The organism is Pseudomonas sp. LBUM1656 (assembly GCF_059716065.1).
In genome coordinates this window covers 3,886,237-3,897,390 of record NZ_CP166800.1, presented here as the reverse complement: position 1 = coordinate 3,897,390, position 11,154 = coordinate 3,886,237, and the positions used below count along the sequence as shown (strand labels likewise).

Genomic DNA, 11,154 nt, shown 5'->3' with positions numbered 1-11,154 from the left:
CTCCGGTGAAATGAACGGAAGAATATCGATGTGCCCGGCACATGCTGATTGCTACGGGGCGCTTTGAGAGGGTAGACGAAGCGCAGCGATATTAACCGCTTTTGAGCTGATCAATATGTGTCGTGAGGGGGGCAATCGACCCGTAGCGCACGTTGACTGATGTTGTGATTGAGGGGGGAAGCTAGCAAGCCCAGCCTCCAGCCAGCCCCATTCGAAGCGTTTGTCAGGCAGGCAAGCAGTTTATATGCAACTGAATTGTACTTCCGCACCTGCATACGAAGAGTAGGGGTCATAAGGTTTTGCAGAGGAGCTTTGTACAGAAAGCTGCTTACCTTGTTTATTACAAAACGCAGCAGCCTCTTTTAGTATCTCTACCTTCACCGAGCTACCGTTATAGGCCATCGCGTCCTCCTTTTCATAAACGTAATTGCCTCCGCCAAGGTCAACGATGCCAGAGTTCGTCGCACAGCCAAACAATGCGAGCACAGCAACCGCAGGGATAACAATTCGCATATTTCTTCCTCAAAAAATTGAATGACCTAACTAAAAGTAGACGATAGATCTCGAGTGTTGTGTGCGGTATCGCTTTTTTTCCTCGCGTTATGTCGCGTGTCTGGCGTGATACTCAAACCGAACCAGGGGTTACGCATGGCAAGGCGCGGTTTTAGACAATCGACCGAAAACATTACGCATTAGCAGCGAGTCCAGGTTCTGCTTCTGGCCGATTTCTGCCTGTCAGCAGCTGGCAGGTGAACTCCATTGATCGGAAGTCAGAGAGCATCCGTCATCAAGCTATTTTCAATATTCCTCACCTTCATCGCCTTCAACACTGGCTGCGAGTGCTTTCGCAATTTCCTTGGCCTTTATGATTGCCGCATCGCTGTAGACGAAGGAAATCATCTCCCTGCGATAATCAAAGAGATACTGTTGTTGTGTTAGTAGAGACGTCCAAGTTGCTGAATTTTTCCCGCTGGAGACAATGGTTTCACCGGTGACGGGATTTCTGCGAGCCAACTCGTTTTCTAGCTTCATTGATGGATCACTTGCGCAAAGTGATTGCCATTCTTCAAGAGCTATTTCCATTGGTCTGACAATATGAAGTTCGTAGGTCGGTCGCAGATGGAGGTTCCAAGGGGAGGACTTAAGTCTGCTTGCGAGCAATGGCTCTGGGCCGTCGAGCTGGATTGTGCGAGGACTTGTTGCCTTGGCCCCGGACGGACGCAACACCCACATTCACAGTTGCGCCCATCAGCCTGTCCACCTCATGTCAGTCTGGCAATGGACCCGACAGGTAATGTCCGATCTATCTCCAGCGCACTGAGTTGTTCAATGATCCGGTCACACTCACTTTTCGGTGTTTCTCGGTCGGTGATGGAGTAGGGCTGGGCGTCGACCCACACCCTTATCTGCTCAAGCGAAGATGGCTCACAAGGGCCGCGGTGAAGCTGATGAAGAAGAAACCCTGCCTGGGTCCATTTGGGCATCAGTTCGAGGAGCGCCTGGCGTCGAGAGGGGGACAACGTTACCCAAAGTGTTTCGAGTTGATGGGTAAATGCCGATTCGATGATGCTCCAAGGTTGAGGGCGCAAGCCTTGGACGCCGGCTTCAAAGACGGGCCGGGACGGATCTGCGATCGCTGCGATAAGCAACGCAGGCCGGTCTTCCCCCTCGAGGATCAATACGAGCGAACGAACTGCGCCACTGTTTTGGCTTAGGGCTGCTCTCATCCAGCCTTCAGGGATACGCATGTTGAGGAATTGCGCCAACCCGAGTACACCGAGCCACCGAGCTTTTGTACTGGGTATCGCGCCAGCCAGATGCGCCTGAAGTACTGACAATGGGTCAACGTCATACTTTTTGGCTGCCCATAGCGCTGTCGACCTCGCCGCCGGCGATGGGTCCGTCAAAAAGTCTTTGATCAGTTGTGCACGGTCCTTTTGCAATCGGATCGCTTCCAGAAACGACAGTCTCCTGAGAATGCTGCTGTTGCTGCCGAGCCCGAAGGCGATGGCTCTTTGAGCCAATGTGTGCGGAAGCTCGATTGCCTTGCCAAGCGCTAACCGACGTACGCTGAAATCCGCGTGGTGAAGGCTCGTTATAAGAAACGCCTCCAGTTCATCTTCAACCTTTGTCTTGGTGATCACCCTGAAAAGCAACCGTGCGCAGCAGCCACGGCTCGCTTTGAAGGCTGTCATGCTTTGAACCAGGCATTCAGGTGTTGCCAGCAGCGCTTCAAGCTTATTGATCGTCACGCTGTGATCTTCGCGTCGGCGATGTTCAAGTGCAAGAATGGCGGGAGTTTGAGCGATCAACGACGCGGAATATGCTGGCGTTAAGTAGTCTTCGAAAGCACACCTGGCAGCCTCGCGAACCTGAGGTACCCAGTCGTTGAGCCGCACGATAATAGCCGCCAGACGTTCGGCCGACTGCGAAGACCTGACTGCCCGCAAGCCAGCCTCCCGGTCGAATCCATTCCATGACGTGACAAGCAACTTCCAATCACATGTGGTTGTAGTTTCTGGTGGATCGGGTGGGAGTAGGGTAACTGCGGTAAGAGATGTTTTTCCGGTGAGTTTTTGCAACCAACTTTTCCACATGAAGCTGACTATCCCTTAAGTCCGAACATTGGCATGAGCGTCAGTGTAACTGGCCGGCTGAATCCAGAGTTGCCAATCATCAAAATGCACAACACCGGCGCAAGGCCGGTGTTGTGCTTTCTTCGTATTGTAGATCTCGGGTAGCAGCGCCACCCGACCGGGTGCCTTAGAAACGGTACTTCGCCGAAGCGGTAATGCTGCGCGGTGCACCGTACGTCAGGGCGCCGTAGGCGTCGAAGATGTCGAAGTACTTCTCGTCGGTGACGTTATTGGCATTCAGCTGGCCCGAGAGGTTGTCGGTGAATTCGTAGCGAGCCATCAGGTTGACCAGGGCATAGGCATCCTGCTGGATCTTCTCGGAATTGCCGGCCGGGTTGACGGCATAGGTGTAGATCGAATCCTGCCAGTTAACCCCGCCGCCAATGGTCAGCTTGTTAAAAGCACCTGGCAGACGGTAGGTGGTAAAGGTGCGCAGCAACTTGGTCGGGTACAGCGTGTTGACGTCGTCGCCCTTGGCATCTTCGGCCGTGAACTGGGTGTAACCGGCCGATGCATTCCAGTCCGTTGCGAGTTCGCCGGAAACTTCCAGCTCGAAACCCTTGCTGGTCGCGCCTTCACTCGCCTCGTAGGCGAAGCCGCCAACCGGGTTTGAAGGATCGATCAGCGCGCCGGTGTTCTGGCCCAGATTGTCCTGCTTGATCTGGAAAATCGCAGCGGAAGCGTTCAAGCGGCCACCGAAGTATTCACCCTTGAGGCCCAACTCAGTGCTCTCGCCAACGATCGGTTCCAATGCCTGGCCACTGCGGTCGCGTACCGATTGCGGCAGGAAGATCTCCGTGTAGCTGGCATAAGCCGAGAGGTTGTCGGTGAGGTCGTAGACAATACCCGCATAAGGCGTCAGCTCATGATCGACATCGGTCTTGCTGACTTCCGAGAAAATGTCATCACTGGTCTTCTCGTACCAGCTTTCACGCGCGCCAAGGATCACTTTCAAATCGTCGGTCACGTTCAGGCGGGTTGCGGCGTACAGCCCTTTTTGGCGTGTCTCGCTGTAGCCGTAATCGGTCCTCGGGCCCCATACCGGCTCTGCGAAATTGCCGTTGTAGGCATCGAAATCGGCAACGCCGTCAAAGCCTGTCTGCGCGTCGAGCGAGTCGGCGTCGAACTTCTGCTTGCTGTCGACATAACCGAAGGCCAATTCGTGTTCACGACCGAGGAACGAGAACGGGCCATTGAAACGGATGCCGTAGTCGTCCTGGGTGGTCTCGGTCTTGTAGGTCGCCGGGAACGAAGACATGCCGGCGCTACCGTTCCTGCCTGGATTACCGGACAGGTACAGCAGGGAAGAGTCGCCGGTGCGCTCGCCACGGTTGTAGCTGAGGTTGACTTGCCAGTCGTTGGCAAAGGTGTGATCAAGATTGACGAAGTAGGTCTCGTAGGTCGTGTCCCACTTGCTCCATTTGGCGGAGGTTGACTTCGAGCGGCTCCAGTTGGTGCGGCTGCCGTCTGCGTACCAGACGGGCAGGCCGCCCCACATCGGCGAGTCGGCGTTGCTTTCTTGCCGGCTCAAGCCGAACCAGAGCGTGGTGTCGGGCGTCAGGTCGATATCCATCGTGCCGTAGAGGGTCTGGCGCTTGTTCGAGTTCATGTCGATCCACGTGTCGCCCTCGTTGGTTTCCCCGACCAGCCGCGCGCGAACAGTGCCTTCCTCATTCAGCGCCGTGGAGACGTCGGCCTCGACGCCATAGGTGTCCCATGTGCCGGCGCTCAGTTCTACAGACCCCTTCAGGTCTTTACTGTTGGCGCGCTTGCGCACCATGTTGATGGACGCGGACGGGTCGCCGGCACCGGTCATCAAGCCGTTGGCGCCGCGTACGACTTCAACGCGGTCATACATGGCCAGGCTGCTGAAAATTTCCCCCGAACTCCATGGCTGCTCATAAATGGTGGGCACGCCATCAATCATCAGCGAGTTGAGTTCAAAACCACGGGCGTTGAACTGCGCCCGGCTGGTCTCGTAGCGGTTGACCGACACACCGGTCGCATTGTTGACCACGTCGAGGATCGTATGCAGATCCTGGTCCTGAATGCGTTGCTGGGTGATGACGCTGACCGACTGCGGCGTCTCGCGCAGCGACATGCTTAACGGCGTGGCCGTGCGTGTAGCGTCAGTGGTGTATGAGTGGGTATCTTCGGTGATGGCGCTGCGTTCGCGAGTGGCAGTCTCCGTAATCGCGATAGGCGCCAGGGTCACAGCACTTCCAGTCTCGGTCTGCTCAGTCTGTTCCGCCGCCTGCACGGAGGGCGCAGTGATGGCGATACCGGCTGCCAGCATGTGCACTGCGAGAGCCAGGGGGCGCAGGGTCGAAGGCGAGCGCGGCGTCACGGAGTTTTGAATACGCAGAGAGAGGGGGGCGGTCATGCGAGCTCACATTTGATTTTGCTGTTATTGAGAATCCGTATCATACGCAAACACAATACGTTCTGGAATACGGTTTACTCTCATTTGAGATTATTTATCAAATGCGATATCCCACCTACTCTCGGACAGGGCTGCCGGATCCGTCAGTGGCTGGAAATGCTGGACGATGTGCGCAGGGATGTGACGGAGCGTGTGTTTCTGCTATCCCGTTGCGACGGATTCACCCTGCGCGAGAATCGCCACGCAACTGAACCCTGAACGGGCAGACTTGCCGCCTCTATCTGAATGCTTTGCGTAAATCATCAATGATCTGGTCGATTGACGGCCCTTGGGCTGCCGGCGGCTCCGGGCTCTCTCCAAACTCTCGCCAGATAAACAGCGTCAGTTCCGCTCCGTCAGTCAGTGACTGGGCGTTTTCGATGTTGGCGAATGTCTGCAAAAGCCTGTACCTGGCATCTTTCCAGAAAAGCTCCTCGACCCAGGCGTACACCGGGATGAAGTGAAAGTGGATGGGGTAGCCAGGGTCATGACCGAATCGACTGATGTAGAGCCACTTCGGCTTCAGCTGCATTTCAAGGGTTTTCTGGATGTTGGCCATCAGCCCACCCAACTCAGCCAGCGCACCGTCGGGGAGTTCAGCCAGCGAGTTGACATGAGTTTTCGACCCTAGCATCAGATAGCCGGGAAGCGCCGATGACAGGTGATGATTGAGAAGCCAATGTTCGGTTTCAAGAATGACGAATTGTGATGCTACTTCCATGTGCTGATGTCCATGATCATGGGGCACACAGAGTATCAAGGCGTCGGCTGTTGTGAAGGCCGAGGCTGTGTCCATGCGCTCTTCGCATCGGATTAATACCGATTCATCACTGTTCTTTCAAATGACCGGGGCACATTCTTTGCCGAACCCCGACGCCGTACTGCGCGTCTTTCTCAACCTGACGAAGAGCTATAAAAATGAGCGTATTCACTCACGTTACAGTCGGCACCAATGACTTGAGCAAGGCCCGCGGTTTCTACGACAACGTACTGGGCGAACTTGGCCAGAAACGTATTGCAGACCTCGGCGACAACGGTTCTATCTGGGGCGAGAACGCACCGGCTTTCTTCGTTCTGAAACCGGCGAACGGTGCACCTGCCAGCGTTGGCAATGGCGTGACCGTGAGTTTCGAGGCGCCGACCCGTGCGGCCATCGACGCGTTTCATGCCGCCGCATTGGCCGCTGGCGGCACCTGTGAAGGCCTCCCGGGACCGCGTGGCTGGGCGCCGAACGCCTACGCTGCGTATGCGCGTGATCTGGATGGCAACAAACTGGCTGCTTATTGTTTTAACCCTGTTTAAGCCTGTTTAACCCTGTCATGTTGTTCACCTAAGACAATCTTCAGTCGAGTAAAAACTGTGGCGAGGGGGCTCCTGTGGCGAGGGAGCTTGCTCCCGCTGGGATGCGCAGCAGCCCCAACAAGGCACCGCTGCCCAACCCAACATCAGCTACCCACTCACCACAGCCGACCGCAACTACTTGGGCAGATCAATTCTATCCAGCACCCGATTCGCCGTAATCTCCGCGACCATGATGCTGTTGGAAATACCCAGCAGGGCATAACGCGACTCACCCTCCAGATGATCCACCAACTGGTGCACCATCACGTCGACCGAGGCCAGCGTCTCGACCAGATAAACCGCCAATGTTTCGGCCGTGGCCTCCGGGTCCACGGAAAACAGGGTGCTGCGTGTTCGTGGAGTGGCTTTGATGTCGGCATTCGACGGGAAGTGAAAGTCGAGGGCGCGCTCGGCGGCCTCGTTGAGCTTCTTTGAATCGGGTTCATACGGGGAGACCGGATCAGTGTCCGGTGGGTTTGGCGTAACTTTGAACATGGCAAGACTCCTAGAGAAATGGAGCTGCCACCCTTCGCTGCGAAACGAAAATAGGTGGCAACTGTACGCGGGTTCGCAGACCAGGACTCTAGGAACCCGGCAGACCCTAAGGTCTCCCACGCACAGCCGCCATGACATGAATGACAGACCTGATGAAGCGTCTGCTCATGAGACGTAGACGTTGTGCGTCTAGAGATTACCCGGGCTGCGAAACCCGATCACTGATGGGCAGTGACGGGTATCAAGTTACCGAGGGGGCTCTAGGCGCACAAGCCGGCGGATTCTGGCGCAGCCGTAGGCAACGGCGCAAGGTTTTGTAGCTTTCAGGACGTAAACTCGAGGGTGTTTAAACAAGCACTCTCCAGCCTGTTTAATCAGTGAGCGCGCACGCCCTGAGGCGAGCTAATCAAGGTTCAATTCCGGCCAACGAAGCGACCCGCCGAACCTCTCATTGGTCAGGCAAAAGCCACGTATCCACCACCCGTCGATCCAGCTCCTCCCAATCCGCCATACCCAACACCCGCGTGGTGTTCAACCCGCGCAAATAACCGCGCAGCTGATTGGCGGTGGCACGCGCAAGCTCTGGGGCGGGTGCGATTTCGCTTAGCAGTACGGTTTCGTACTCGATCAAATAATCGGCCACCCGGTCACGGAAATCGGGCAGGACGGCGTCGCGGATCAGGTCAAACGTTCTCAAGGAAAGGCCTCATCAATCTTTTTTAAGTTGTTATTGAGTGTGTACCAGTCTGCGGGGCACGCAACTATTGCTGGAAGTAATAGTGACAATCAAGAAACGCAAGTTCTGCTTTGTCAGCAATCACCGGACAATCGCCCCCATCGAACACCGCCCGCGACGCAGACCCGTCGCGTGATGAACCGGAATTTTTTATTTTCAGGATGACATCCATGCGCCCTTTGTTTGTACCTGTCATGGCGTTTGCCTCTTTGTTGCTGGCCGGTTGCGCCTCTGCACCGAACGACCCGACGCTGACCTTGCAGACCCGCAAGACACCGGCCCAATACGCCGACTGCGTCGTGCCGAAATTGCAGGGCAGTGCGTTGAACCCGACCGTCACGCAGACCCAGCGCAGCTACCGGATCGTGGTGCCGAGCAAAGTCTCCGCCGACAACGTGCTGGAAGCCTACAAGACCGGCAGTGGCGGCAAAGTGTTTATCTACGAGCGGCAATTGCTGGCCTCGAATTTCCTGCCGTCGAGTTTTGGACGCGCCGCACAGGATTGCATCTGACCCGGCTTTAAACGTTTTTCAAGCGCTCCTTTGGTTGGCCGCAACCAACCAATTTTTTGCCCCGCACCGCGTTTCGGTTGCGGGGCTTTTTTTTGGTTCATCACGGATCGCCGGATTGATATCGCGCTGATAAAGGAAGGTTCCAGCACCACGAAAAAAGCCTGTTCTCAGGACGGAAAGCATCGTAGCTTACGCGCCATAAATATAAGGATGTCTGGAGAGCAGGGTGGGAGCTTATCGTCTGTTGTTGGCCGTTCTGGTGGCCGTGTCTCATATGGGCAAGACGTTCGCGGGGCTTAACCCTGGCGTGGTTGCCGTGATTTCCTTTCTGATCATCAGCGGCTTCGTAATGACCTCGCTCATCGAGCGCAACTACAAGGCGCCGGAGAAAATCGGCCTGTTCTACATGGACCGGGCCCTGAGGCTTTACCCTCAGTTCCTGTTCTACTTCCTGGCATCCTGCACCGTGATCTATTTCCTGCTGCCCGGCACACCCCAAGCCGCCGAGCTGACACTCAGGAACATCGCGCAGAGCCTCACCATGGTGCCCCTGGGTTTCTATATGTTCGGGTTCGCTGGATCGCTGGTCTTGCCGCCGGCCTGGTCGCTGGGGCTTGAGATGTGTTTTTACCTGGTGATTCCTTTCCTGATTATCTACAAGGCGAGGGGCGTCGCGTTTGCTTTGTCTGTCGCGGTTTTCATGACCGCCTGTCTTGGTTTCATCAACACCGATGTTTACGGCTATCGCCTGTTGCCGGGCGTCTTGTTCATGTTCCTGTGCGGCAGCTACCTGTACAAACCGCAGGCGAAGGGTCTGGCGATCGCTGCCGGCACCGCCGTGTTGGCTGCCTTGATGTTTGCGGCAATCGAAGCGGGACTGATTGAGCGTCGGCCGTTTAACGCGGAGGTGACGGCGGGCATCGCGTTAGGCATCCCGGCGGTGTACGTGCTGACGAAACTCAAGTTTCATCGGGTCGACGAGTTCCTCGGGGACATCAGCTACGGCGTGTTTTTGAATCACTTTGTGGTGATGTACGTCCTGCGCGCTTTCTGGCCCGTGGCCTACGACGCGCACATTGTTGCCGCCGTTCTGATCCTGTCGTTCGGGTTGAGCTGTGTGTCGTACTACTGCATCGAACGGCCGGCCCTGAATCTGCGTCACGCGCTTCGGGCGGGCGTGAGGTATGGCGTGGGTAAACCGCAAGGCGGCGAAACGGCGGCTTAGTGCGGGTGACTTCGTAGAGACCTGCTCCACCCTTTTGCATGAAATGATCACGCCAAGGTGCAAGCGCACCATACCCAGGTATGGTAGCTGGCGCGGTGCGTCGCGATGCAGACTCGGTTCCTGGGCGATCCGCTCCTCTCACGTCGAGAGAGCGGCTTTCGCTCAAGATTCCTTGAGCCAGGCAATCGGAGAACGACCATGACGACGCATCTGAACTTCCCCGCCGCAAAGGATGGAGCCCATCAGGAAAGCAGCGGTCTGCAGGAGTCAAACATAAGCTGGCACAGCACCTCACACCCCGGTGGATCGGGAGTCGAGGAGCTGGTTTCTTCGCGCTATGCACTGCGGGTCGGCGAGATTGACGTGCTGGTGATCAGCGATGGGGTGCTGCCTCTGCCAACGTCGACGATGTCCACCAATGTCGACCCGGCCGATCGCGCGGCCTGGTTCAAGGGTCAGTATCTGCCGCCGGACTCGCTCGATTGGCCACTGAACGTGCTGGTGTTGCGCAGCGGCGACCAGACCATACTCGTCGACGCTGGACTGGGAGGGCAGTTCCCCGGTTTTCCGCGGGCCGGAATGTTCCCCAAGCGGCTGGAAGCCGCCGGCATCGATCTGGCGTCCGTGACCGACGTGGTGATTACCCACATGCACATGGACCATATCGGCGGGTTGCTCGTCGACGCGGTGAAGAGCCGGCTGCGTGCGGACGTGCGGATCCACGTTTCAGCGACCGAGGTCGCGTTCTGGGCGTCACCCGACTTCTCCCTCACCACCATGCCGACGCCGGTGCCGGACGTCCTGCGCTCAACTGCCCAACAGTTCATGCAGGAATTCCACAGCAAGCTGCAAACGTTCGAAGACCAATATGAGGTGGCGCCGGGCGTGGTCGTCAAACTCACCGGCGGCCACACTCCGGGGCACAGCGTGGTTTACGTGAACTCCGGCGGTGAGCGCTTGACGTTCGCAGGCGACGCGCTGTTCCCGGTCGCCTTCGAGCACCCCGATTGGCACAACGGCTTCGAACATGACCCTGAGGAATCAGTCCGCGTCCGGGTGCGCCTGATGCAAGAAGCAGCGGCGAGCGGTGAGTTGTTTGTCGCCACACACTTGCCGTTTCCCTCCATTGGCCGAGTGGCCATCGACGGTGACGCCTTCCGCTGGGTAGCGGCTTTCTGGGACTACTGACTGCGTGTTGGGTCCGGACCTCCGTCCAGGTCAAGGCAGCCCGTTCGCGCGGGCTGTTCAGACCGGACGGAGGTTCCAGGCATTGCGGGCAAGCCATCGAGAAATGCCGCAATCTGCCGTGTACCGCGTAAGTGCACCGTAGGAATTTGCGGGCCTATGGCCAGGCGCACTGCCTCGATCCCTGGGCGGTAGCCACGATCGAAATTCCACACGAAGTTCAGAAAGGTCAGAAACGCACGATCGAGCTTCTCCGTGCAGCCTGCTGGCAGGTCAGCGCGAGGGCGGTTCATGACGCTGCGCAGGATCACCCGGGTTAAACAGGTCAGCCGCGACGTATCCAGCCAGATGATCAGGTCGGTACGGGGCAGTCGAAGGTCGAAGGTTCGACGCGCATAGTTGCCTTCACAAACCCAGGTATCCGCTGTGATTGATTCGCGGACCCGCGCGCGGAATTGCTCAGCATCGGGTTCGACCCAGTCGGGTTCCCAGAACAACGTATCCAGATGCACCACGGGCAAACCCAGGCGTTCGCCGAGGGCGCGGGCAAGGGTAGATTTGCCGCTGCCGGCGTTGCCCAGAATTACAATCCGTTGCATGAG

Annotated in this window: 12 protein-coding genes; 4 read left to right on the top strand and 8 right to left on the bottom strand. The window is 57.1% G+C overall.

Features of this window, described 5'->3' with window-relative positions:
- Window positions 1-240 precede the first annotated feature (240 nt).
- The 5 genes from ACA072_RS17660 to ACA072_RS17640 form a co-directional block, all read right to left on the bottom strand.
- Entirely contained in the window at window positions 241-513 is a 273-nt protein-coding gene (locus ACA072_RS17660) for a hypothetical protein (RefSeq protein ID WP_497619432.1), read from the bottom strand.
- 285 nt (window positions 514-798) lie between these two features.
- Entirely contained in the window at window positions 799-1,233 is a 435-nt protein-coding gene (locus ACA072_RS17655; protein WP_497619430.1) for a hypothetical protein, read from the bottom strand.
- A gap of 29 nt (window positions 1,234-1,262) precedes the next feature.
- Window positions 1,263-2,582, bottom strand: a complete 1,320-nt coding sequence (locus ACA072_RS17650) for a hypothetical protein (protein WP_497619428.1) — start codon at window positions 2,580-2,582, stop codon at window positions 1,263-1,265.
- A 181-nt stretch (window positions 2,583-2,763) separates the two neighbouring features.
- Window positions 2,764-5,019, bottom strand: coding sequence for a TonB-dependent siderophore receptor (locus ACA072_RS17645; protein ID WP_497619426.1), 2,256 nt, complete (start codon window positions 5,017-5,019; stop codon window positions 2,764-2,766).
- A gap of 277 nt (window positions 5,020-5,296) precedes the next feature.
- Window positions 5,297-5,779, bottom strand: a complete 483-nt coding sequence (locus ACA072_RS17640; RefSeq protein ID WP_497619424.1) for an HIT family protein — start codon at window positions 5,777-5,779, stop codon at window positions 5,297-5,299.
- 197 nt (window positions 5,780-5,976) lie between these two features.
- Here ACA072_RS17640 and ACA072_RS17635 point away from each other — a divergent pair, with 197 nt between their 5' ends.
- Window positions 5,977-6,360 carry a VOC family protein gene (locus ACA072_RS17635; protein ID WP_131063055.1) on the top strand — a complete coding sequence of 128 codons (384 nt, stop codon included), beginning with the start codon at window positions 5,977-5,979 and terminating at the stop codon, window positions 6,358-6,360.
- Between the two features lie 174 nt (window positions 6,361-6,534).
- Here ACA072_RS17635 and ACA072_RS17630 read toward each other — a convergent pair whose 3' ends face one another.
- A complete protein-coding gene (locus ACA072_RS17630; RefSeq protein WP_497619422.1) occupies window positions 6,535-6,894 on the bottom strand; it encodes a DUF6124 family protein in 360 nt (119 codons plus the stop codon).
- A gap of 448 nt (window positions 6,895-7,342) precedes the next feature.
- Window positions 7,343-7,591 carry a hypothetical protein gene (locus ACA072_RS17625; RefSeq protein ID WP_497619420.1) on the bottom strand — a complete coding sequence of 83 codons (249 nt, stop codon included), beginning with the start codon at window positions 7,589-7,591 and terminating at the stop codon, window positions 7,343-7,345.
- A gap of 209 nt (window positions 7,592-7,800) precedes the next feature.
- Here ACA072_RS17625 and ACA072_RS17620 point away from each other — a divergent pair, with 209 nt between their 5' ends.
- The 3 genes from ACA072_RS17620 (at window position 7,801) to ACA072_RS17610 (ending at window position 10,555) form a co-directional block, all read left to right on the top strand.
- The gene (locus tag ACA072_RS17620; RefSeq protein ID WP_497619418.1) at window positions 7,801-8,142 is read left to right on the top strand and encodes a hypothetical protein; all 342 of its coding nucleotides are present in this window, start codon (window positions 7,801-7,803) and stop codon (window positions 8,140-8,142) included.
- Window positions 8,143-8,368: 226 nt separating this feature from the next.
- The gene (locus ACA072_RS17615; protein WP_497619416.1) at window positions 8,369-9,367 is read left to right on the top strand and encodes an acyltransferase family protein; all 999 of its coding nucleotides are present in this window, start codon (window positions 8,369-8,371) and stop codon (window positions 9,365-9,367) included.
- A 198-nt stretch (window positions 9,368-9,565) separates the two neighbouring features.
- The gene (locus tag ACA072_RS17610) at window positions 9,566-10,555 is read left to right on the top strand and encodes an MBL fold metallo-hydrolase (RefSeq protein ID WP_497619414.1); all 990 of its coding nucleotides are present in this window, start codon (window positions 9,566-9,568) and stop codon (window positions 10,553-10,555) included.
- Here the strand turns inward: ACA072_RS17610 and ACA072_RS17605 are convergent.
- Window positions 10,549-11,151: a P-loop NTPase family protein gene (locus ACA072_RS17605; protein WP_497619412.1), complete on the bottom strand. Its 603-nt coding sequence runs from the start codon at window positions 11,149-11,151 to the stop codon at window positions 10,549-10,551. The two genes, ACA072_RS17610 and ACA072_RS17605, sit on opposite strands and share 7 nt — an antisense overlap.
- Between the last annotated feature and the right edge of the window lie 3 nt (window positions 11,152-11,154).